This window comes from Colwellia asteriadis, assembly GCF_039523295.1.
GTDB lineage: Bacteria > Pseudomonadota > Gammaproteobacteria > Enterobacterales > Alteromonadaceae > Colwellia > Colwellia asteriadis.
In genome coordinates, this window is the sequence record NZ_BAAAFA010000002.1 from 180,288 (window position 1) to 203,714 (window position 23,427).

A 23,427-nucleotide genomic window follows, 5' to 3' on the forward strand; every position below is an offset into this window, starting at 1 on the left:
TCTACTGAAATTGGTTATTTTGTCTTATTTACTAACGTTAAATTAACGCGCAATACTTTGTAATACTTCAATATCAACTAAGTTGATGATGGTGTTTTTAACTTCTTCCATCTCACTAGTGGTGATAAGCAGGCCATCGTCATTTAAGGTAATATAGCCTTGCTCACGCATGCTAGCGATTAAAGTGGCTTGCGCCTTCTTATCGATGAATTCAGGGGCATTGATATTGTTTAATACCGATAAACGTTTTGCTATAGCAACCACTTTTTCTTCTAAGTCGCGTTTGCTTAGCGGAGCAAGTCTACAGCTTAGCAGAGCAATAATCGCTAAACGCTGTAAGCTTTCATCGATACACTCGCCCATTAAACGTACATTGCCTAATAAAGCGGTATTGTCAGTTAATGACCAATAATCGGCTTTACTAACCTGTGCAATATCCATGTTTTGCAATACAGTCAGCACTTGCTTAATTTGTTTAGTTAATGTTTCGTGATTTTGATATAAAAACAGCTCTTCTTTAAGCAAACAAACAATGCTTTGCGCTTTACTGATTAGCTCGGTTTCCGCGATTTTATTGTGGCGCTCTAATAATCTAAAGACAACCGACGGTAAAATATAGGCATGAAGAATATTATTGCGATAGTAACGCATCTCCAAACAAGCAATGTCATCTAATGAAATAATAGTACCGAAGCTGTCCTCGGTTACTGTGACTTTATTGAGTGAAATAACGTGAGCTAAAAGTTGCTGACCGTTTTCTTGAGGAATGGTTATTTGCTCACTAAAAGGAGCTTGCTTTTGAATAGCCAAAAAGAAATCAATCTGCTTTTCTAGCTCAACTTTTGATAACGCCTTGTTTTTAGTGGCATGTAAAATAAGCGCAATAATTGCTACACCATTAAGAGCAACACTCTTATTAATATTAACCATAACGTTGTCGGCAAGTGTGTTAACCGTTGGCGTTAACCAGTTTGGTTTTTGTGGCTCAATAGGGTCGATGGCATCTTTCCAGTCAGGAACTTTTTTATTTAAAAAGTCATTAACATTGATTGGCTCGCCAAAATTTACGTAACCGTTACCGTAGTTACGTAAGCTTTTAATTGCTTTGAATACACCTGAAATCGACTCGCCTTTTTTCTCACTGCCGTTTAGCTCTTTGTGATAAGTGCCTACTTCCATAACGTGTTCGTAACCTAAATATACCGGTACTAAAGTCAGCGGGCGGTCAATGCCACGTAGTAAGCTTTGAATGGTCATGGCTAACATGCCCGTTTTTGGTGGTAGCACTTTACCTGTACGGCTACGACCACCTTCGGTGTAATATTTAACAGAATAACCACGCTCAAATAACAGGCTTAAATATTCACGGAAAATAGTTGAGTACAAACGGTTGCCGCCGAAACTGCGGCGAATAAAAAACGCGCCGCCTTTTCTAAAAATGCTACCGGCAGGCCAAAAGTTTAAATTAATGCCAGCGGCAATACGTGGCATCACTAAGCCTTCTTGTAGAATGACGTAGGATAATAATAAATAATCCATATGGCTGCGATGACACGGCACATAAATTATTTCTTGTCCGTCTTGCGCTAGTTTACGCAAGACCTGAGCGTTGTTAACTTTAATGTCGCTATATAAGCGACCCCATAGCCAATGAAGGATGCGTTCACCTAAGCGCACCCACGAAACGCTGTAGTCACCGGCAATTTCGTCCATCATGGCAAGGGCTTGTTTTTTTACTTTTTCTTCGCTAATTTTTTTACTTTTGGCTTCATCGCTAATCATACGTTTTATCGATGGATTAGCCATTAATGCATTAAACATTTGCTGACGATGCATTAATCGCGGCCCTTTGGCTGCAATCGTTTGACGATGGAAGTGAAAGCGTGCCACGCGTAATAATTTATGCGCGGCTACTTCATCAGTGCCGTGGTTGTCTGAAATATCTCTAAACGATAGTGCTTCACTAAAACGTACTAAGGTATCGCGACCTGAGAACAATACAATAAAGAATTTTCTTAACCAACTTGGAGATTCTTGGTCGGTTAGTAAAGTACCCACGTTAGCATTGTTTTTTTCTTTAGTGGGCGCGCGTCCCCAAATAACATTGGCAGGAATTAATTGTGCATCAAGATCTTCACGTTGGGTGTGCAAGGTTAATAGCGCTAAACCTTGCTCAATTGCTTTGGTTTTACTTGCTTTTCGCCATGAGAATATTGGTGTTGGTTTATCTAAACACAGTACGCGATTGTACTTAACGTTTTCAATAGTAATTTGTTCAAGCGGATCAGGTAAACCTTGCTTTTTACATGCGTTTTGTAGCGCTAATAAATCACTCGCGGATTGGTGGCGAATAATATAAAAAATAGGATGATTCTTTTCACAGTTAGGTAGTCGGCTATCCGTTACTATTTTGCAACGAACTAAGACCAATAACGGCAGTTTTAATAAGAAATAACAAAGTGAGCGTAAAGCCTGCATAATCGATACTTTCAATAAATATTAGTGCACCAAAAGGCGAAGTTTAACATTGTTTATAAAAATAGTCTTGGTTTGAGGTCAAAGAAATAGCGCGTCACGCCAATATTCTCTATGATGGACTTTCATAGGGTTTATAGGAAATTGATGTGAAAAAAATAGCGGTTTTTGTTGATGTGCAAAATATATATTACACCACGCGAGATACCTTTTCTCAGCAATTTAACTATCGCTTATTATGGCAAGAGTTAGCAGCACAAGGCGATATTGTTATCGCGAATGCGTATGCAATTCAGCGTAGCGATGACCAACAACATAAATTTCAAAAAGCCCTTAAACATATTGGTTTTGAGGTTAAGCTCAAACCTTATATTCAACGTCGTGATGGCTCAGCTAAAGGGGATTGGGACGTGGGAATTACCATCGATATAATGGAAGCTGCAGCAGATGTTGATATGGTGGTTTTGTTGTCGGGAGATGGCGACTTTGATTTACTATTGAAAAAAGTAAAAGAAAAATTTTCAGTAACTACGCAAGTTTACGGCGTAGAAAAATTGACTGCACAATCATTGATTAATGCCTGTGACGTTTATCATAAAATTGATGCTAGTTTACTGATGTAGCGTTTTTACTATTTTTTTTGCGTACCTTTACTAAGTAGGCTGTTAAAAGTAGGGCAATGACAAATAGTACGCCGCTCGCTATTAACTCTGTTTTTGCGCCCAATCGAATACCGCTACCGGCTAATGAAAAAATGACCATTTGTGGAATAAAGCCAACTAATGAACCACTGACATAAGCCTTCATTGATACCTTACTAACTCCAGCAACAATATTAGTGAGAAAGTTACTGCCAATAGGCAGTAACCGAATAACAATAACCTTGAGAAAGGTTTTTTCAGCAATAAAATCCGATAAGCTGTTAATTTTATCTGGGTATCTCGCGCGAACCCGTGCAGCCAATAAATAACGAGATACACTGAAAGTTAGCCAGCATCCTACCGTTACCGCTAATGTTGCAACAATGGCGCCCATTACCGCCCCTAAATTAATGCCTGCGACTAAGGCGGCTATTTGCCTTGGTAAAGCACAACTGGTTGCTAACGCTAAAAAGCCAAATAGCAGTAATGTGTTGATAATGCTGTGTGGTTCGCTTTGTGTAAACTGTACAATATTAACCATATCAATAGTCCATTGACGTATTGATATGGTGTTGAAAAAAGATTGGGAAAATAAATACCAGCCTCCTAGTACCAGCAACAGGCAAATAAGAGTACTAGTAATGAAAACAACTTTTTTTGATGAAACCACAGTTGAGGAGCTTGGTATTGGTGGTGTAGGAGCCATTAAATTGCTATCACTAATTAGTATCGATTAAGCTACTGAGTAGTTTCGCTTTGGCCTGAGCAAATTCATCGGCGCTTAAAAAACCTTGCTTATTTAGTTGTACTAGCTTTTCTAATGCATTAACCAACTCGGTATCAATAACACCAGGTTCACTTGCTTTGGTTATAGTGCTGCGATCATTTTTATTAATACTGTCAGTATTGAGGTCGTCAGCGCTAAAGGCGTTATTAGTGGGAGCTAAGCTTTCCTGATTACTTAAATTGGCCTTTTCAACATGCACTGTTGGGCGTAATGTATCTGCTTGTTGATGTAATGGCGCGGTGTCAGTAATCATAGTTGGTTGGGCTGGAATGGTGTTTTTATTAGGTAAAGGCGCACGCGTGCCCGTATTGCTCGCATTAATAGTGTTAGCAATTAACCAGCACCAATCTATTAGCTCATCTATTACAACGAAGTAACCTTTTTTAGTAATACGGTCGCTGCCCTTACGTAAATATAGGCACACAGTCGCGTTAATTTTTTGCGGCTCACTAATGGATAAACTAATTTTACGTACTTTACCATCAACCATTTTGTCTGTTTGTTCACGTTGAAAAATATCACGTAATGCTTGCTCGTGTTGGTCACTAAAGCCATGTTCACTACTCTCATTATCAATGGTATTGATCACATCATCACCTAGTAATATTTGACAAGCGCTTATATTACACAACTTAATAGAGCGGCTACTTTCACGGTGGTGACGTTTATATAAAGACAGGGTTGCTAAATCAGTGCTCAGTACCATACGAGCATATTGTTTACGTACAAGCGTTTTTGCAGAAAGCTTTTTGATTTGAATACGATAAAACATCAATACCACTAACGAGCAAGCGATTAATGCGAATAATAGATAGGTAAATATACCCGTACTAGATGATTCAGCTAGTTTGGTTGTGGCAGTACTTGCTGATTGTAGTAATTGATGTGCAGCGCCACTCTTTGTGTTTAACAGGAGTAATTCAGACTCCGCTGTTTCAAATAACATTACAGTATTTTTGGGTGAGATATCGTTTGGTAGCTGCCACTCAAGTGTTGATGATAAGCTTTCATCATCGTCGTAGGGGTCTTGCGTACTAAGCTTCACTGAACGTAAATGCCACTGAGGCTGGCTATGCAACATTAATATTTTATTGCGTAAATTTTTAGCGCTGCGGCCTTTATAACTAATAATGCTGTTCTTAGTTAGTAAACTATTATCTTGATAAATTATGTGTGTTGGAGGAGAAAAACGCCAATCCTCACCACCTAAACTTAATGATAAAAGCTGTTGTTTTTCTCCTTTCGCTATTTTTGGGTTGTGATAATGGTGAGAAATAACTAATTGATCATTATGTTTTTTAGGCCACACAAATTGTTGAACTTTTTGAGCGCCAACAAGAAAAATACTATTGTGTATCTTGCTGTTATTTAGGTAGGGATTATTTGTCGGCACACTATAACTACGTAAGCCAAATTGATTAGGAATGATGCGTAATATAGTCCCTGAATATAGGGGGTGACTAGTAAGAGACTCCGTACCATTTAAAGCAATATATAATAAACCAAAATCTTCATCCCAGGGTTTTCGGTCAGGATGAAAACTCAATTGCGTAACGGTGTCACTAACATTGGCTAAAGCGATACGAACAACTTCTCGTTTGGTGGTAGTATCGACTTTAGCGCTAGTCATAGAGCTAAGCTGCCACTCGATAATTACCGCGTCGGCACTACTTGTTGGAGCGGCTTGATTGTCTTCAATGCGTAAGGTGTTTACGGTTTTGTCGGTACTTTCTGTGTGAGCGGTATAAAAGGTTTTATAACCTGGCTCATCTTTTAATAAAAAATTGGGGTGTAGTGTAACTGCGTTGAGACTAACAGTATTTTTATGTATTTTAGCTAAGTCGAGCAATAGTTTTGCGTTTTGTTCATTGCTTTGCTCAACCAAATAAATTTTACCACTGAGGTGGCCAGCAAAATATTGTGAGCTTTTCCCTGGATGAGCAATTAAGTGCTCCCATGACTGTACGCCTATCTCATTAGCTTTGGAAAGTTGCAGGGTATGATTTGAAATATAGCGAGTTATTGCTGAATTATTATTGCTTGTGTCAAACGCACGAGAATAAGGCGTAAATAACACTATTGAAAGCAAAAAAATCACAAACAACAGTAAGAAAAAATAACGCAGTTGTTCGGTGTTAAAAATTTTGGGTATGCTCGACATATGTTAACGAGTATCCGTGCTGATTGTGCCAAATAGTCCGTATTGGGCTTAGTGAATTTATTATAATAACAAAAGTATCATTTTTTAAATAGATGTAGCTTTATGACTTCAATAAATTGTGACTTTTGCGTGTTGCTGGTGTAGCTAAGCTTTCCTTCAATCACTAATTCATCGCCAGTAGTCGCATGTTCTGCTAAATATTGCGCTTGTTTTCCCCAAATATGTATTGCTCGCTCTATTGAAGTGGTTAACCATTCCTGCTTTTCAGCACTATAAGCATCATGCTTAATTACCACGTCTGCTTGGGTGAAATGCTTGTTATGTTCAGTAAGCATTAATTGTGGCGTAGAGGTTAACGTGGCACTACAGTGAATTTGGTTAATAGATTGAATGTAACCTTTAGGAAATTGCTGAATAAAGCTCGCATGCACAATTGCAGGGTGCTCACTGTTTGCGTCTTTACTCGTTGCAGGTTTGATATTACTTAAGTAGCCATGAACTAAAACCACATCGCCTTTGTTAGCATGAAGTAATGACTGCTCAACTAAGTCACCTTCAACTTTAACATGATGATAGCTAGTCCATTCTTTATAGGTGTTGGTTTTTTTATCTAACCATTTACTGGTAGTGGCCAGTACAATTTCAGTAATCGCAACAACTGGATTCGCTTTGTAACGAATATCGGGTTTTGCGACTAAATTACCTAATAAACTTACAGTGCAAAGTTGAGGCGAACTTTGCTGAGATATAGCGCTTGATAATGGCAAAATTGAACCTAATTAAAGATAAGTAATACATTGTATTTTAAGTATTATCGCTTTGCATTTTGAATCGAGCAAGTATTAATCGTGAAATATATTGGCTTAGTAAAAGACAAAGAAGGCCATGGCTTTTATAATGAAGCTAATATTCTAGAGTCTAATCAAAAAATCTTATCCTTTCTCGATAAGCATATAGGAAGTTAATGAGCCAAGCAGCCCCAGAGTTTAACGACAGTAAATTAACCAATATTGCTGTTGCTTATGTTGACTCAGTTGACAGCGAGCAAGCCAAACGAATTGCAGTCAAGTGGCAATTCCCTTATTTAGGTGATGTAGCTGCAGCCGCTAAACAGCCAGCATTAGATTTTTTGCTGCAAGTGAACTGTCACACCTTAGAGTTATGTAAGTTAGATGAACCAAAACTTGGCGCAATCAAAGTTGATTTTGTTGAAGGGGCTGTTGCGCATCGTCGCAAATTTGGCGGCGGTCGAGGGCAAGATATTGCTAAAGCAGTCGGTTTAAAACATGGTTTTACACCGCACGTATTAGATGCCACTGCAGGTTTGGGGCGTGACGCTTTCGTTTTAGCAAGCCTAGGCTGCCAACTTACTTTAATGGAGCGTATGCCAGTAGTTGCTGCGCTGTTAGATGACGGTATTGAACGCGCCAAATTGAATAGTGAAGTGAATGATATTGCTAATAACATGCAGCTTATTCATGCTTCATCTATTGAGAGCATGAGTTTGGCGACTACGCCCGATGTGGTTTATTTAGACCCTATGTTTCCTCATCGTGAAAAGTCAGCTGCGGTGAAAAAAGAAATGCGTATATTTCAATCACTCGTCGGTGAAGACTTAGATGCAGACAATCTACTTGAGCCAGCCTTAGCGTTAGCTAAATATCGCGTTGTTGTTAAAAGACCTAGCTATGCCCCACCGCTTGACAATAAAAAGCCTTCAATGAGCATTAATATGAAAAAAAATCGCTTTGATGTTTATGTTAAACAAGCAATTCCTAAGTTGTGATCACAAATGCTTACTAGCACTTAACAGTATTAAGCACTACCCTGTATTACTACTATTATTTTAACAAAAACCACAGACGAAAAATTAAGGTATTTTATGATCCAAGTAAACAGCGCTATGCCAGAAGGGCAATTACAGCAACGAAAAAATGGTGAAACCATTATTCACAATACCGAGGAATTATTTGCTAATAAAAAAGTCGTATTATTTGCTGTTCCGGGGGCATTCACACCAACTTGCTCTGAGACGCATTTACCAGGGTATGTGGTATTAGCGGATGAGTTTAAAGCCAAAGGGGTTGATGCCATTATCTGTTTATCAGTCAATGATGCTTTTGTGATGAATGCATGGGGTGAAGCCCAGAATGCTGAAAACATTATGATGCTAGCTGATGGTGATGGCAGTTACACGAAAGCGCTAGGGTTAACTATGGATACTGCCGCTTTTGGTGGTATACGCTCTCAGCGTTACGCTTTAATTATTGATAATGGAACAGTGAGTAGTGTTAATGTTGAAGCGCCAAAATCATTTGAAGTTAGCAAAGCTGAAGCGCTATTAGCTCTTTTATAACAAATGGCGTAATGCCAATTGTAAGTGATAAACAAGGTGTAACACGAAAGTTTAATGAAAACGATTAACATTATTAATGTATTGTTTTTATTGGTTTTTATTTATTGTGTTACATCTTTTAACTTGAGGTCGTGTTATTTTTAAGGCACAATTGCCGCAATTGAAATTATGAGGCGAACCCATGTTAAAAGCTGAAATGGTAGAAAAATTAAATCAACAACTTAATTTAGAATTTTACTCTTCAAACTTGTACTTACAAATGAGTGCTTGGTGTGAAGAAAAAGGTTTTGCAGGCGCAGCTGAATTTTTACGTAAACACGCGAATGAAGAAATAGACCACATGAATCGTTTATTTACGTATGTTAGCGAAACGGGTGCATTACCAATTATTGGTGCTATTGAGGCTCCACCTCACCAATTTGATACATTAGGGCAGTTGTTTCAATTAACCTATGAACACGAGTGTTTAATTACGGCCCGTATTAACTCACTTGCGCATGAAGCATTTACTGGACAAGACTACTCAACCTTTAACTTTTTACAGTGGTATGTTGCCGAGCAACATGAAGAAGAAACATTATTTAAAGGTATTTTAGATAAAATTAACTTAGTGGGTAACGACGGCCACGCTTTATTCTTCGTTGATAAAGACTTAGCTGAGTTGGCTAAAAGTGGTAGCACTAGCATTATGACTGGCGCAAACCCATAATAAACGGTTTTATCGACTGTAACGAAAGGGCTTAATAGCCCTTTTTTTGTATTCGCATTATAATGGCGCCATTATAAATAGCGTTTACTCATAAAGGTTTTATCTTGATCACTACAGATGTATTAATAATTGGTGCTGGCGCGGCAGGTTTAATGTGCGCTGCAACTGCGGGCTATCGTGGTAAAAGCGTTGTAGTAGTTGATATGGGTAAAAAACCTGCGCGTAAAGTGCTGATTAGTGGCGGTGGTCGTTGTAATTTTACCAATGAAAATGCCACACCAGAAAACTACCTTTGCCAAAACCCTCACTTTGCTAAATCGGCATTAAGCCGTTATTCGGCACAAGACTTCATTGATTTAGTCGATCGCCATGGCTTGAATTACCACCATAAAACATTAGGGCAATTGTTTTGTGATGACAGCGCACAAGATTTAGTTGATATTTTAATGACCGAATGTGAATGGGCTGGCGTAGAAATTAATTTGCGCAGCGAAGTATTGTCAGTAACTCCATTGCAAGACGAAAAAACATCAGGCTATATCGTAAAAACTCATGATAAAAGCTATCAATGTCAATCACTGGTAGTGGCATCAGGTGGTTTAACTATGCCTAAATTGGGCGCTTCACCAATCGGTTATAAAATTGCGGAACAGTTTGACTTGAATGTACTTGATACCGTTGCTGCACTGGTACCTTTTACCTTGCATGATCACGATAAACAGCGCTTTGATGGTTTATCAGGCATTAGCTTATTGACCGAAGTTACCAGCGAAAATGGCGTGATGTTTAAAGAAAATATTTTATTTACCCATCGCGGTTTATCAGGCCCTGCTATTTTACAAATATCTTCTTTTTGGCGTGCAGGACAAGCGGTAACCATTAACTTATTACCTGAGCACAAGCTCAATGAGGTGTTAATAAATTGGCAAAGTGAGCAAGGTCAGAAATCGGTTAAAAATTTACTCGCGACTTTACTACCAAAACGCTTTGTTGATGTGTTGGTTAAAGACGGCGTTATTGCTGATAAACCAATAAAGCAACTTAATCACCATGATATTTCAGCGTTAAGTGAATACTTACATGCATGGCAGATAAAGCCGAACGGCACAGAAGGTTATAGAACCGCTGAAGTAACCTTAGGTGGTGTTGATACCGATGAACTATCGAGCAAAACCTTTGAAAGTAAAAAACAAACAGGCTTATTTTTTATTGGCGAAGTGATTGACGTTACTGGTTGGCTCGGGGGCTATAATTTTCAATTTTGCTGGGCAAGTGGTTATGCTTGCGGACAAGCTGTTTGATTATTGTTACTACACAATTATTTAATGTTTAGGCTGTTCAGGTTTTGATATTACATATCAGGGAAGTTGTTGGAGGAGTACAAATCAAATATTTTGTCATAACGGCCACTTTGTTTCAGTGCTTTTAAGCCTTTATTGAACAAGTCTTTAATATGCTCTTCACGAAATAAAATACCATTAGGGCTTTTACCAAAGAGTGGGAATTTATCGACTAGCTTAGAGGTATCTATATTACTTTCGCTTGCAACTTTAAGGCGGTAATAATCAAAAATGTGCTGATCTATTTGTATTACTTCAAAACGCTCCAAAAACAGCAGCTCTACTTGTAATTCTTGACTATTGTTTTCCCTATATAAAGGGTTTTTCTTAGCCATTTCAGCATAAGCCCCCCCCAAATGTTCTACAGCTCCTTGCCAAGACATCACTGAATGTAACACTAAGTCGTTAAGGTGAGAGAATTGAAAGTGATTTTTTTTGAGCGCATAAGCAAAGTTTTCGTAGGCGTAAGCTTCATCAGACAAGAAACCCTCAAGCTTTTCTATGGCTAATGTCTTTTCATTAATATCACATACGGCATCAACATCCTCAAATTGGTAGGATTTTATTCGTCGGGCGTAAGGGTAATAAAGCATTTCCAGCTCATAGCCAGCAGGTGCTAATGCTTCTTGTATGAGCGAAAAAATGATCCCATTATTTTTTTCGGGCATTACCCAAGGAGCAAGCGCATCTCCACAGGCAATAGTAATCTTTTTACCTGCTAGACACGAAAAGGAACTTAACAAACTAATAGCTAATATAAATAAATGTAATCGCATAGATATACAGTAGTTATTTTAATAAAAATAAAACATGAAATAACTATAGTCGAATAAAGCAATGGTGTGTTGAATATTTTAATTAACTAATGCTATCAAAAACAAACAGCTAGTGTTTTTGGAAAGTTCGAAAGTAGTGTTTTGCTAAAGATATGCGATATCGCATTAATTAATGCCTTACTTTAGTTAGCAAATCATGCATTTGAGGTTATAGTTAATACTTCATAAAGGTATCAATTATGTATAGTGCTAAAGTAAGCAAAGTAGAGAGTCAGTACCTATACATTACTTACAAGGGAAAGAATGAATATAAAAACTCCTGAAAATACGAGTAAGTTATTAATACCATTATTGGTTATTATTTTCGCAGTTGCGGTAGGAATAATTTTAAAGGTTCAGGATAATAAGCTAATTAGCACTTTGGAAAAATCGATAGCTAATCAATTAAGTGACACTTTTCGAGAGCAAAAAAACGTTTTTGATGACTTCATAAATACCCAACACCTCCATTTATCTTTTCTGTTAGATACACCTCCTATACAAGGAATAAGCCGTGCACAGCGAAATAATGGCATTGATCCTGTTGATGGTACTAAAACTGATATTTGGGCGACAAGGTTGTCCATTATATTTACATCGTTAGTGAGTAATTACCCTGCAATTTCGCAAGTGAGGCTAATTGACGCTAAAACTGGCTTTGAATTAGTACGCGTTGATAAAATAGGTCAAAATATAAAACGTATTCCTCAAGCTAAACTACAAAATAAAGGGTCCACTGAATACTTTAAAGAAACTATTAAGTTAGCCGAGCGAAGTATTTACACATCAGAGCTTAACCTTAACCGTGAAAATGGTGTTATAGAATACCCGATTAAACCTACTATTCGTTTTGCGGTACCTGTTTATAATGATGATAATGATTTGTATGCTTTCGTCATTACCAATGTATTGGTTGCAGACTTGTTGAAAGAGTTACAAAGTATTAGTGGTGCTGCGAAAGCCAATTTTTCTATGTTAGATCAAGATGGCAACATTATTGAGCATACTGACGAGCGTTATATATTTACTAAAGACTTAGCACCAGAGCTGTCTTGGGAACGGTTGTTTAAGAGTGAGCCTTGGCATCAATACCCCCTTAAACTAATTTACTATGAGAATGGACAAAATAGATTTATTTCACTGTTTAGAGATCTACGGTTTGCTCCTATTAGCAGTGGTGGTGCTACGCAATTTACTTTTATCAATTCAATTAGTGAGAGTAATTTTGACGAATTATTATTAGAAAAGCGTTTAGCCAACTTGGGATACTTTTCTATCATTTTTGTTATTTTTATCATTATTACCCTAATTTTACTGTTTTATATTAAAAGCGCTGCACAGTTAAAAAAAACCCGTACCGAATTTGCTGCGATTATTCATGGTGCATCAGATGGCATTATTGCTATTAATAAAAAATATGAAATTGAAAGTTATAATACGGCCGCGGCTGATTTTTTTCCTGAGTTAAACCGCTCTAAAATAGGTTTACCTCTAACAGACGTGATTGATTTTGTTGAGGAGTTTAAGGAGTCGTTGGCATTTCCAGCTTTAATTGAAAGTGACAATCATCATTTTACTATTAAAGCGTCAAATAATAAGGATGTACTGCGTGTTAAATTTTCTCAAATAGTCGATGAGAATAATCAAACTATAGGCACTGCTTTATTTATTCAGGATATTTCAGAACAACTTAAATACGAACAAGAGATTAAAGATATTAATGCTTCTTTAGAAGAACAAATAACAGAACGTACAGCGGAATTAGAAAAAGAGCGTAAAAATGCTATTAATGCCTCTAATATTAAAAGCAAATTTGTTTCAACAATTAGCCATGAAATGAGAACTCCATTAAATGGTATTTTAGGTTCATTAGATTTAATTTCACAAGAGCCGCACTCAGAGCATGTTGGTTCGTTATTAACAATGATGGACTCAAGTGCTAATTCACTCGCGGTGTTAATTAATGATGTTTTGGACCTGTCAAAAATAGAAGCAGGCAAGCTAGAAATTACCGAAGACGAATGCAATGTCATCAATTTAATTGAAGATAGCGTTATTGCACTTTCACCCCAAGCGGTGAGTAAAGGAATTGATTTAGATGTCGATATAACCGCAGTACAATATAGCCACTTAAATACAGATGCTGGTCGACTGATACAAATACTAAATAATTTAATTGGTAATGCCTTAAAGTTTACTTTGCATGGTGGTGTTTATGTTGCCGCGCGTACTTCTTTAGTTGCTAATAAAGTGAGGTTAGAGGTCGAGATAATAGATTCTGGTATTGGTATCGCTAAAGAGAATCAGCAGAAACTCTTTCAATCTTTTGCACAAGAAAATAACACTATTGCCTCAGAATTTGGCGGTACGGGATTAGGATTATCTATTAGCAAGCAGTTATGTGAATTAATGGACGGTGATATTTCTGTAGTATCAGAGAAAGGAAAAGGAAGTACTTTTTCTTTTTATATCGATTGTGAAATGCTTAATACGCAGCTAATTAATAATGTTGGTGTTTTAAACGGAGAATCATTTCAGTTATTTTTATGTAGCCCATTTTTAGAGAAAAAGTGGGCTAATGTTGTCCGTTTACTTGGTGGGACTATTGTGAATGAGCAAGCACAATATTTAATTGTTGATTGTCATCATGCTCAATATCAACATATTAAAGAGGATGAAAAAACACTCGCTAACACTATTTTGCTTTCTCGACATTTAGAAAATCATGGTCATATCAAGCACTCTCTGGCTTTTTTGAACCGCCCAACAAAATTACTCTCCGTTTTACGACTATTTTCTAGTGATACTGCTTTGTTAGATATGTTCAAGCCAGAGCAGCCCCTTAATGAAAATATTGATTACCCTAACTTAGCTCATAAAACATACTTGGTTGTTGATGATAATTATATTAACGTTAAAATTGCCAGCCATTTACTTGCGGCGGTAAATGCTAAGGTTATTGTTGCTAATTCTGGCGTTGAGGCACTTGAGAAACTGATTATTGCCGCACAAGACGGTGTGTTTATTTCTGCGGTGTTGATGGACTGTCAAATGCCAATTATGGATGGTTATGAGGCAACGAGTCGCATTAGAGCTGGTGAAGCAGGTGATTCTTATATTACTACGCCTATTATTGCGCTCACCGCTAATGCTATGTCAGGGGAGCGTGAAAAATGTTTAGCGCTAGGTATGAGTGAATATTTAACAAAACCTATTGAGAGTAATCGCCTGTACTCTATCTTAAACGATTTTATTGACCCCGATACTCTTGCTCAGCAAAACAGTCAAATAAATAAAAATAATAATGCTGTAGGCGCAGTAGATACTCCCTTATCTCTAGATAAAGCCGATGCGTTAGAGCGCCTGCTTGGCGATGAAGCGCTTTATACTAGCTTGCTCGATATGTTTATTGAAGATACTCCAGAGATGCTATCCACATTAAGGAAGAATATTGAGGAACATGATCTTGCTTCTATTAAAGAGCTTAGTCATGAACTTAAAGGGGTAGCAGGTAATATTGGTGCTACCAAATTACAAGTTATTTTACGTGATATTGAAAGTGCAACGAAACAAAATGATTTATTGCATTGTCAGCAACTTATTAATGAGTTAGATATTGAATATCAAAAACTTATTACTATTGTTGAAGGTTAGTTATTTATTTAATTGGCGATAAATTAGTTATGTCATCAGCATATCAGCATTTACTAACAACCCTTAACCAGTACTACGCTTTATCAGATAAAGCGTGGCAGGCTTACTTGGCGTGTTGTTCAATAAAAGAAATAGCCAAAGGGGAAATATTATATAGCCTAGGTGAACGCCTAAAAAGCTTTATGTTTATTCACCAAGGTTTAATGCGCGCTTACGTTATTGATGACGACGGCCATGAATATAATAAAAATTTCTTTGCAGAAGGCCGTTTCCCTGGCTGTATGAGTGCTTTACTTAACGGTGAGCCAACTACCATTGCGATTGAAGCCATGGAGCATTGTCAGGTGGTTGAAATTAACTATCAACAATTCAGAGCCGCGCTATTTAATGACTCGGACTTAATGGCTTTTCATATTCACTATCTTGAAAAGCACTGGCTATTAGAAAAAGAGCCTAAAGAAATAAGTTACTTACAATACGAAGCCAAAGCGCGTTACCTCAAGTTTTTAGCAGACTATCACACCTTATTACCACGTTTACCTCAATACCATATTGCTAGCTATTTAGGTATAACAGCCACTCAACTAAGTCGAATTAAAAAAAGCCTATCTACAGCATCACTAACCTGAGTTCAGGTTAACCATTTGAAATACATTGCTTGTTTTAGCTTATATCAACATATGTAAAGGCATCAGCATTTTAACTTTCGTAAACTACAGACATAGTCACTTGGAGATATACTATGTCATTAATCAATGCCCTTAATTGGCGTTATGCCGTAAACGAATTTTCGCCACAAACCCTATCACAAACGCAGCTTTCTGGTTTAATTGAAAGTGTTCGTTTAGCCCCTGCTTCATACGGAATTCAGCCATATAAACTTATTGTTATTACGCGCGACGAGGTTAAGCAGGCTTGCTTAACCCATAGTTATGGCCAAAATAAAGTCGTAAACTGTTCGCATTTATTAGTATTTGCTCATCAGACTGAAGTGACGACAGCCAATATTCGTCACTTTATTGCGCAGTTAGCGCTGACGCAGAATAAACCTGTGAGCGTATTACAGCAGTATCAAACTCAAATTGAGCATGATTTATTAAGCCGAACAGTACAGCAACAAAGCCAATGGGCTGAACAACAATGTTATATCGCTTTAGGCACCTTACTCACTTATGCCGCTGCTAATGAAATTGATGCTTGCCCCATGACTGGCTTTGATAGCGTAGGTATTAACCAAGCTCTTAAGTTACACGAACAAGGGTTAAGTGCTGCTATTTTATGTCCCGTGGGTATACGTGCCGCAGATGATAGTAGCGCGCAACGACCCAAACACCGTTTAACGCGCGATCAACTTGTTATGAGCATGTAATAATGGTGAACATTTTCATTGGGCTAGCTTTTTCTGCAGGTGTTTGTATTGCTATACAAGCAGCAATGAATGCACAGCTTGGTAAACTGCTACATAACAGTTTAATCGCAACAAGTTATGCATTTTTGAGTAGCTTTTTATTGGTGTCGCTATTGGTACTTTATTTAGGGGGGAGCAAGCAGATTTTCTCTGACCAAAGTACTATGTTGGTATCGCTCAGTAAGAATATGAGCACTGTACCTTGGTATTTGTGGTTGTCTTTTATTTTTAGTGTGATTGGCGTCGGGAGTTTTTATTTTTTAATCCCTAAAATGGGCGTTGGCAATATGATGAGTTATGCCCTGACCGGACAAATACTAATGGCGATGTTAATCAGTCACTTTGGATTATTTGATAGCCCAGTGAAAATAATGTCATTAGATAAACTGATAGGCACAATATTACTGGTGATCGCTATTGTGCTCATTAACAAGGAATAACTAATAAATAAGGAATAAATTTATGAAGGAACTAGATCGTAATTTAGCTAACCTAAATCAGTTTTGGCAGCAATTAAATGCCAGTCATAAAGAGGGTATTTTCAGCCATCAAAGCTGGCCTTATAAACAATGGCAAGCCGATTTTACTTTACCTAATAAAGCACTTACCGAAACTTTATTAACGGGTAGTAACCAAGGCAATGTTTTTACTACTGTTGATCAGAGTGATTTACCTTTAATAGGTTTCAAGCTTAAAAGCCATTTAGTGGTGATGACTTTAAAAATGAATAATGTCAGGGCACACTCAGCTACCCACAGTGATGGTGTTGAAGAAAATGGCGTAGTTATTAAAAAGCTGAATAAAGATGATAGTGCTTTATGTTGGGCTGAGGCTTGTGGTTTAGCATTCGGCTATGACATTGATGCTAATGTTGTACAAGGCTTGCTAAAGGATACTAACACGAGAGTATTAGCTTATATCATTAACGGCGAAATTGCAGGAACTGCGATTAGCTACCAAAGCGGTGATACCTTAGGTATTCACCAACTTGGTACCGTACCTAATTATAGAAAAATGGGCGTAGCAGCAAAGCTAATGACGTATTTACTTAAACAGGCACAAGATAAAGGCTGCCATTATGTGAGTTTGCAAGCCTCCCAAGCGGGTTTACATTTATATGAAAAAATGGGCTTTAAAGCCCTCGCCAAATTAAACAGCTGGGTAAGAGAGTAATTTACCTGAGCTAAACGCATGAATAATTGTTTATAGTTTACTTAGTCAGTTATTATGGTTGGTTATTTACACTGAGGAAATACCATTAATGAACAAAGTATTTATTAGCGCGCAGCAACTGATGGAAGACTCTTTTCGGCTGGCGGCTAAAGTATATCAAGATGGCTTTCGCCCACAATTTATTATTGGTATTTGGCGTGGTGGTGCGCCTATAGGTATTGCGGTACAAGAGTATTTTGACTTTAAAAAAGTCAGTGCAGATCATATAGCAGTGCGTACTTCATCTTATCAAGGTATTAATCAACAAAAGAAAGAAATCACGGTGCATGGACTGCATTATATTGTGGAACAAGCCAACGCCGATGACAGTATTTTAATTGTCGACGATGTTTTTGATTCTGGGCAGAGCGTACAAGCGCTTATTACACAGTTACAACTACAAATGCGTAAAAACATGCCGCAAGACTTACGTATTGCATGCCCTTGGTTTAAGCCACAAAACAACAAAGTGGCTCTAATCCCAGATTATTACTTACACGAATCTGACGAGTGGTTAGTGTTTCCACACGAAATTTCAGGGTTAACTCCTGATGAAATAGTAAACGGTAAGTCTGATTTGGTGAATGTTTTGGAATTATTTGAATAATTCTTGTGGTGATACGCATTAAAACTCACCAGTTTTTTATTCTAATGATACTATGGCGCACTTTCCCTTTTTTAAGCCAACAGCATGTTGCTTCAACCTCAATTTACGGTCGATACTGATAGTACCGATACCTCGCTTTTTGAATCAATTTCAGATGATATTAGTACTAAAGGTTATAGTATTCGCCCTTATGCATTACCTGAACATTTAGCGCAGCTATTATTAGAGCAGGTCACCGAATTACCTGAACAGCAGTTTAAGCGAGCGGGTATTGGTAGGGCACAAGATCATATTATTAATGACTTTGTTCGCACTGACGAGATATGTTGGATTACCGGAAACTCTGTTGCAGGGAGCGCTTGGATAAAATGGACGCAATCGTTGCAAGCGTATTTAAATCGGCGCTTATTTTTGGGGTTATTCTCATTTGAAAGTCATTTTGCGCATTATGCTAAAGGTGATTTTTATAAAAAGCATAAAGATGCATTTACCGGCGAAGGAAACCGTGTTTTGTCTGTGGTGGTTTATCTGAATCAACATTGGGTTGCCGATAATGGCGGAGAACTAGTGATTTATGATGACAAGCAAATCAACAGCGGGATTATTGATGATCATATTATTAAGGTAACGCCAAGTTTTGGCACTATGGTCGTTTTTTTAAGTGAGGAATTTCCGCATGAAGTATTACCTGCTAAATGTGATCGCTACTCTATTGCAGGGTGGTTCCGCTTAAATAATAGCATTGCTAATAATATTGACCCGCCAAGTTAGCGGTAATAGGTTAAATAATAAAAAAGCGCGGCTGTTCATTACAGCCGCGCTTTACTTTTTCATTAGAAAATTTAGTTATTGGTTAATATTTAAATTAACGTCAGTCATTAACCTTAGTAGTTAATGTCATTCATTAACGGCAATATTAAAGTACTTTCCAAACACCAGCAACACCAGGCTCTTCACCTTTAGTCCACCAGCCAGCGCTATAATTTACGCCATTGTGCGTTACTTTATCACCGCCGTTGTAAACTAAATCTGCACGCCAAGCTCTTACTTGACCATCGTCTGGAATAACTTCAGACCATGCTGCGCTTTGATCAGGCTGTTCACCTTTAGTCCACCAGTTAGCTTTGTAAGTCACATTATTATAAACAACAGTATCACCTGTGTTATAAATTTTGCTGCTATCCCATGTGCCAGTGCCACCACCAGTACCTTTATTGGTGACTGTTACAGTAAAGCTTTGTGACGTTGTTGCAGTTCCGTCACTCACATCAACACTCACGGTAAAGTTAGTATCAGCAGTCACTTCTGCTGCCGTTAACGTTACATTAGCACCTGAACCTGCTAGCGTTAGGCCTGCAGGTACTTGCCAAGTGTAAGTTAGGCTATCGTTATCAGCATCAGTTGCAGAAACAGCAATGCTTGTTTGCATGTTTTCTTCTACGCTAACATCACTAATAACCGCGACAACAGGAGCAGTGTTACCTGTAGATGGAGCAACAACAGTTAACATTGCTGACTTATTAACATTTGCTGTACCGTCAGATACTGTAACCGTTACTGGGTAACTAGTAGTTTGAGTCACATTACTTGCCGTAATAACAACATTGGCAGTATCGGTTGCTGTTGCTGTTAATGCGCTATCAACAGTCCAGCTATAAGTGAGTGGGTCGTTATCAGCATCGGTTGCACTTGCTGAAATGGTAATAACTTCGCCAGCATTCACTGAAAAACTACTCGCTAAACTAACTACTGGTTTTTTATTTGTTGGACCACCCGTGCCACCTAAACCTTCATGCATAGCATTAAGAATATCGCCATTATCTGCATCAATTTCCCATGCAAATAAACCACCTAAACCATTTGTGGTAACGTATTCACCTTTGGCAATTACTGAGCGAGGGCTATCGTAAGTGATTAACTTTCCTGATTGCTTATTCCACACGTAAGCAGCTTCAGCAATTTCATCGTAACCTACTTCAAAACCATTAACGCCAGTACCATTAGCGCCAACCATGTGTTGAGCAACACCTTTGTAGTCAATTACACCAGCTTCCCATACTCCTTGTGCGCTCGTGCCGGTAAGTTTTCCGTTACCTGGAGCTGTCATAGGGTTGTCTAAAATAGTGGCATTTTCAGGTGTTACACCTTCCCAGCCACGGCCGTACATTGCGGTACCTACAACAATTTGTTTTGCTGGTACGCCTTGAGCGAGTAATAAGTCTACCGCATTAGTAATAGTATAAGCAGGACCTTTACGTGGATTACCTTCATCGTCTAAGCCAGTGCCATTACATTCATCAACACTGATATGGCTACCACAATTTAAGGCAGTTTGATGACCAGTTACATTGTTCCAACCGCCAAAGAAGTCATAAGTCATGGCAAAAATGTAATCCATAAATTGTGCTGCTGCAGCGTAATCTACGTCTTCAATTTTGTCATAGCCCGAGCCGATAGCTGAAGTTAGTTCGTAAGTACGACCTGTTTCTGCTTCTAACTCGTTTAACATGGTGCGTAACTCTTGCATCAAAGCCACATAAGCTGGACCATCATTAACTGGGTCACCTAATGTTGGAGACGCGCCGTTTCCACCTGGAAATTCCCAGTCAATATCAACACCATCGTAGAACTTCCATGTTTTTAGGAAGGTTTTCATTGAGGCAACAAAAACGTCACGATTAGCTTTTTCAGTAAAGCCATAGAAAGGGTCAGATAAAGTCCAGCCACCTACAGATGGAAGAATTTTTAAATCTGGGTTGCGTTGTTTTAACGCCATTAATTGTGCGTAAGTACCGCGAATTGGATCTTTAGCATTAATACCCGGTAGTGCTTTTTGAATTGCAGCCCACGGATCGTGTATTACTACTTCATAATCAGCCGAGCCAGCACAAGCGGTTTCTAAAGCACGCCAGCTATTGCCATTTTCAATTTCTTTTAGTGACTCGTTAGCGCCACAAATTGGAATAAAGCCGTATAAAATATGCGTTAAGTTATCTACTGGTATTTGGCTTACATCGTAGCCACGACCGTAAATACCCCATTCAACAAAATAAGCACCTACTACGTTATCAATTTGTTTAGGGTACGTTTTATTATTAGGATCGATATTCATTGCAAGTGGTGCTAAATGACCACCGTCAGTATCGGCAATTACAATTTCTTTTTGTGCACTAGTGGCACAAACTGCGCCTTCACATAGCTCAATTGTTAGCTGATGGCGACCAGACTTGTCATAAGGAAAAGTAATAACACCACTTTTAGTACCGGCTGCCAATGTGCCCTGATTTACTACGGTATTATCAAAATACACCTTGTAGCTGTCGCCGCCTGTGCCGCTCCATGAGTTCCATTTGATACTAATATCAACCACTTCTTTGGCAGTAACTAAATCTTTATATGAGCCAAGCCCTTCAAGATTTACTTCAACGAAAGAGTAATGTTGTGGTGCCCAGTCAATACTTGGCGCAGCAGGAGCTGCACTGACTTGTAATGACGAGAGTGCGGTGCTAATTGCACACGCCGTAAGTAGTTTTTTGTACATAATAACCTCTTATTATAAGTGCTGAATATTCAGCGTTTTTTAGTTGCGGGGGATTCTGTTGGTTAACCTAATGATTAAAGTTGCTGCCAAACTGCACTGGCGCCCGGAGTTTCACCTTTGGTCCACCATTTAGCTTGATAACTGATTTGCTCATGACTGACGACAGCACCTTTGCTGTATTCATTTTGGGCGCGCCAAATTGTTGCGCCACCGCCGGTTGATGTTTCTAACTGCCATGCGCTGCTGTTACTCGGTGCTTGGTTTTTATTCCACCATTTCGCGGTATAGACTTGGTTTTCGTAACTTACTTTATCGCCCGTTGAATAGGCGATGTCGCTTTGCCATGGTGGAGTTGTTGGATCAACAACGAGATTTTTTACGGTTACCGTGAAGTTTTTTGTGGTAGTTAACATGCCATCAGATACTGCAACACTGACGTTGAAATCAGTATCTTGTTCAACGCTTGGTGCGTTTAACGTAATATTGGCATCGTTGCCAGTAAAGCTCAGCGGGCTAGGAATCGTCCAAGTAAAGTTTAAGTTTGCTTGTTCATCATCAAAAGCATGAACATGAATGGCTGAACTAGTGCTTTCATCCATGATTAGGTTGGCAATATCATGTACAACAGGCGCAGTATTAACTGCTGCAGGTTTCACTGAAAGTACAAAAGTATGATCTTGGCTAGTTAAATAAACAACATTACTTAATAAGTTAGCTTGATCAAATTGAATATTATCTTGGGCGTCTTTCACGCCAATATTAAGTAAGTGAGCGTAATTTAAATTAAGTGTTTCGGCTAAGTCGTTAGCCCAAGTCGCTTGATTATTATCAGTAACATTGAGTTGTTGGCTGACTAACTCTTGTCCTGTTGCGTCAAATACGCGCAGACTAACACTTTCGCCTGCAACCGCGGTTTGACCTTGTTTTAGATAAAAGCCTGCGTCAAACCAAGTGTCGGGTTGAATACCATCACGAACAATGGTGATATCACTACAGTTATAAAAGCCTTCACCAACAACATCATCGCGTTGCCAGCGGGTATATAGTACGGCATCGCCAACACGGTCTGCTGGAATATTGACTTGCATTTCATAGAAACGATTACCGTCAGCATCTTTAATAAAATCAACATTGCCATGCGATTGCACTAAGTTAATATCATCCCAAGTTAATGGCATGGTGTTACCGTCATAGTTTGGATTACTTAAATAAAACTCCCAAAAACTTGGGTTATGTGGAGTAGTGGCTAAAAACTTAATGCTGATATCGCCATTGGCATTAGGTACTACATCACTACGCTGCCAATGTGGTGAAGGTATATCCATACCTTTTTTCTTGCTATCGCCACCCGCACATAAAGTGCCATTAGGTATATTCGCTTGTACTTCAACTAAGTTATTAAAGTCGCGCGTATTAACAGCAAACTCATGTTGCTGAACAAATTGAAAATGTCCTGAACTTAAGTAAGCGCCTCGACAGGCGGCGTTAGGAATATTTGAGCCATCTTCAGGCCACCAGTACCCTTGTTGAAGCTCACAAAAAGCTTGGCGAGCCATAGGGCTATACATGTAACCGTGCGCCGATACTTGATTGCTGGCGCCACATAGAACGCTGGTAAGTACCAAACTTAATGCGGCAGATTTATAATTTAAGTGATTTTTAAGCATAACTGTCCCTTAGCCATAAAATATGTGTTTTATGACGGTCTTGTACTGACGTAA

The 23,427-nt window shown here is 38.5% G+C and carries 19 protein-coding genes; 12 read left to right on the plus strand and 7 right to left on the minus strand.

The window, feature by feature from the left end; genetic code table 11:
* Positions 1-42 precede the first annotated feature (42 nt).
* Positions 43-2,478 carry a glycerol-3-phosphate 1-O-acyltransferase PlsB gene (gene plsB / locus ABD005_RS03980; protein ID WP_343815221.1) on the minus strand — a complete coding sequence of 812 codons (2,436 nt, stop codon included), beginning with the start codon at positions 2,476-2,478 and terminating at the stop codon, positions 43-45.
* A 146-nt stretch (positions 2,479-2,624) separates the two neighbouring features.
* On the opposite strand from plsB, the gene ABD005_RS03985 reads away from it, so the two are divergent.
* Entirely contained in the window at positions 2,625-3,098 is a 474-nt protein-coding gene (locus ABD005_RS03985) for an NYN domain-containing protein (protein ID WP_215981204.1), read from the plus strand.
* On the opposite strand, the gene ABD005_RS03990 is transcribed toward ABD005_RS03985, so the two are convergent.
* The 3 genes from ABD005_RS03990 to ABD005_RS04000 all read right to left on the minus strand — a co-directional run bounded on the left by ABD005_RS03990 (position 3,082) and on the right by ABD005_RS04000 (position 6,831).
* Complete coding sequence (locus ABD005_RS03990) at positions 3,082-3,657, minus strand: TVP38/TMEM64 family protein (RefSeq protein ID WP_252738999.1); 576 nt, start codon at positions 3,655-3,657, stop codon at positions 3,082-3,084. The two genes, ABD005_RS03985 and ABD005_RS03990, sit on opposite strands and share 17 nt — an antisense overlap.
* Before the next feature lie 178 nt (positions 3,658-3,835).
* Positions 3,836-6,064: an SHOCT domain-containing protein gene (locus ABD005_RS03995; RefSeq protein ID WP_343815225.1), complete on the minus strand. Its 2,229-nt coding sequence runs from the start codon at positions 6,062-6,064 to the stop codon at positions 3,836-3,838.
* A gap of 77 nt (positions 6,065-6,141) precedes the next feature.
* Positions 6,142-6,831, minus strand: a complete 690-nt coding sequence (locus ABD005_RS04000) for a single-stranded DNA-binding protein (protein ID WP_343815227.1) — start codon at positions 6,829-6,831, stop codon at positions 6,142-6,144.
* 197 nt (positions 6,832-7,028) lie between these two features.
* On the opposite strand from ABD005_RS04000, the gene ABD005_RS04005 reads away from it, so the two are divergent.
* The 4 genes from ABD005_RS04005 to ABD005_RS04020 all read left to right on the plus strand — a co-directional run bounded on the left by ABD005_RS04005 (position 7,029) and on the right by ABD005_RS04020 (position 10,430).
* Positions 7,029-7,850, plus strand: coding sequence for a class I SAM-dependent methyltransferase (locus ABD005_RS04005; protein ID WP_252738997.1), 822 nt, complete (start codon positions 7,029-7,031; stop codon positions 7,848-7,850).
* A 96-nt stretch (positions 7,851-7,946) separates the two neighbouring features.
* On the plus strand, positions 7,947-8,420 hold the full coding sequence (locus ABD005_RS04010) for a peroxiredoxin (RefSeq protein ID WP_215981201.1): 474 nt from the start codon (positions 7,947-7,949) through the stop codon (positions 8,418-8,420).
* A gap of 181 nt (positions 8,421-8,601) precedes the next feature.
* A complete protein-coding gene (ftnA, locus tag ABD005_RS04015) occupies positions 8,602-9,129 on the plus strand; it encodes a non-heme ferritin (RefSeq protein WP_215981200.1) in 528 nt (175 codons plus the stop codon).
* 104 nt (positions 9,130-9,233) lie between these two features.
* Positions 9,234-10,430 (plus strand): BaiN/RdsA family NAD(P)/FAD-dependent oxidoreductase, encoded by a 1,197-nt coding sequence (locus ABD005_RS04020; protein WP_343815230.1) that lies wholly within the window; start codon positions 9,234-9,236, stop codon positions 10,428-10,430.
* 50 nt (positions 10,431-10,480) lie between these two features.
* Here the strand turns inward: ABD005_RS04020 and ABD005_RS04025 are convergent, their stop codons facing one another.
* Positions 10,481-11,212 carry a substrate-binding periplasmic protein gene (locus ABD005_RS04025; RefSeq protein ID WP_343815232.1) on the minus strand — a complete coding sequence of 244 codons (732 nt, stop codon included), beginning with the start codon at positions 11,210-11,212 and terminating at the stop codon, positions 10,481-10,483.
* Positions 11,213-11,548: 336 nt separating this feature from the next.
* Between ABD005_RS04025 and ABD005_RS04030 the strand changes: the two genes are divergently transcribed.
* The 7 genes from ABD005_RS04030 (at position 11,549) to ABD005_RS04060 (ending at position 18,936) form a co-directional block, all read left to right on the plus strand.
* On the plus strand, positions 11,549-14,938 hold the full coding sequence (locus ABD005_RS04030; RefSeq protein WP_343815235.1) for an ATP-binding protein: 3,390 nt from the start codon (positions 11,549-11,551) through the stop codon (positions 14,936-14,938).
* Between the two features lie 29 nt (positions 14,939-14,967).
* Positions 14,968-15,567, plus strand: coding sequence for a Crp/Fnr family transcriptional regulator (locus ABD005_RS04035; protein WP_343815238.1), 600 nt, complete (start codon positions 14,968-14,970; stop codon positions 15,565-15,567).
* Between the two features lie 113 nt (positions 15,568-15,680).
* Entirely contained in the window at positions 15,681-16,307 is a 627-nt protein-coding gene (locus ABD005_RS04040) for a nitroreductase family protein (protein ID WP_343815241.1), read from the plus strand.
* Between the two features lie 2 nt (positions 16,308-16,309).
* The gene (locus ABD005_RS04045) at positions 16,310-16,786 is read left to right on the plus strand and encodes a DMT family transporter (RefSeq protein ID WP_343815244.1); all 477 of its coding nucleotides are present in this window, start codon (positions 16,310-16,312) and stop codon (positions 16,784-16,786) included.
* A 22-nt stretch (positions 16,787-16,808) separates the two neighbouring features.
* Positions 16,809-17,519, plus strand: coding sequence for a GNAT family N-acetyltransferase (locus ABD005_RS04050; RefSeq protein ID WP_343815247.1), 711 nt, complete (start codon positions 16,809-16,811; stop codon positions 17,517-17,519).
* Between the two features lie 88 nt (positions 17,520-17,607).
* On the plus strand, positions 17,608-18,165 hold the full coding sequence (locus ABD005_RS04055) for a phosphoribosyltransferase (RefSeq protein WP_343815250.1): 558 nt from the start codon (positions 17,608-17,610) through the stop codon (positions 18,163-18,165).
* Positions 18,166-18,249: 84 nt separating this feature from the next.
* Positions 18,250-18,936: a 2OG-Fe(II) oxygenase gene (locus ABD005_RS04060; protein ID WP_343815253.1), complete on the plus strand. Its 687-nt coding sequence runs from the start codon at positions 18,250-18,252 to the stop codon at positions 18,934-18,936.
* A 145-nt stretch (positions 18,937-19,081) separates the two neighbouring features.
* Here ABD005_RS04060 and ABD005_RS04065 read toward each other — a convergent pair whose 3' ends face one another.
* Positions 19,082-21,706: a glycosyl hydrolase family 18 protein gene (locus ABD005_RS04065; protein WP_343815256.1), complete on the minus strand. Its 2,625-nt coding sequence runs from the start codon at positions 21,704-21,706 to the stop codon at positions 19,082-19,084.
* Positions 21,707-21,780: 74 nt separating this feature from the next.
* Positions 21,781-23,373, minus strand: a complete 1,593-nt coding sequence (locus ABD005_RS04070; RefSeq protein ID WP_343815259.1) for a lytic polysaccharide monooxygenase — start codon at positions 23,371-23,373, stop codon at positions 21,781-21,783.
* Positions 23,374-23,427 lie beyond the last annotated feature (54 nt).

Bases quoted from the DNA above. Each gene is read 5' to 3' on its own strand.
- ABD005_RS04065 (WP_343815256.1), bottom strand. From the start codon at position 21,706: ATGTACAAAAAACTACTTACGGCGTGTGCAATTAGCACCGCACTCTCG.
- ABD005_RS03990 (WP_252738999.1), bottom strand. From the start codon at position 3,657: ATGGTTAATATTGTACAGTTTACACAAAGCGAACCACACAGCATTATC.
- ftnA (WP_215981200.1), top strand. From the start codon at position 8,602: ATGTTAAAAGCTGAAATGGTAGAAAAATTAAATCAACAACTTAATTTA.
- ABD005_RS04070 (WP_343815259.1), bottom strand. From the start codon at position 23,373: ATGCTTAAAAATCACTTAAATTATAAATCTGCCGCATTAAGTTTGGTA.
- ABD005_RS04055 (WP_343815250.1), top strand. From the start codon at position 17,608: ATGAACAAAGTATTTATTAGCGCGCAGCAACTGATGGAAGACTCTTTT.
- ABD005_RS04050 (WP_343815247.1), top strand. From the start codon at position 16,809: ATGAAGGAACTAGATCGTAATTTAGCTAACCTAAATCAGTTTTGGCAG.
- ABD005_RS04040 (WP_343815241.1), top strand. From the start codon at position 15,681: ATGTCATTAATCAATGCCCTTAATTGGCGTTATGCCGTAAACGAATTT.
- ABD005_RS04035 (WP_343815238.1), top strand. From the start codon at position 14,968: ATGTCATCAGCATATCAGCATTTACTAACAACCCTTAACCAGTACTAC.
- ABD005_RS04060 (WP_343815253.1), top strand. From the start codon at position 18,250: ATGTTGCTTCAACCTCAATTTACGGTCGATACTGATAGTACCGATACC.
- ABD005_RS04045 (WP_343815244.1), top strand. From the start codon at position 16,310: ATGGTGAACATTTTCATTGGGCTAGCTTTTTCTGCAGGTGTTTGTATT.
- ABD005_RS03995 (WP_343815225.1), bottom strand. From the start codon at position 6,064: ATGTCGAGCATACCCAAAATTTTTAACACCGAACAACTGCGTTATTTT.
- ABD005_RS04005 (WP_252738997.1), top strand. From the start codon at position 7,029: ATGAGCCAAGCAGCCCCAGAGTTTAACGACAGTAAATTAACCAATATT.
- ABD005_RS04010 (WP_215981201.1), top strand. From the start codon at position 7,947: ATGATCCAAGTAAACAGCGCTATGCCAGAAGGGCAATTACAGCAACGA.
- ABD005_RS04030 (WP_343815235.1), top strand. From the start codon at position 11,549: ATGAATATAAAAACTCCTGAAAATACGAGTAAGTTATTAATACCATTA.
- plsB (WP_343815221.1), bottom strand. From the start codon at position 2,478: ATGCAGGCTTTACGCTCACTTTGTTATTTCTTATTAAAACTGCCGTTA.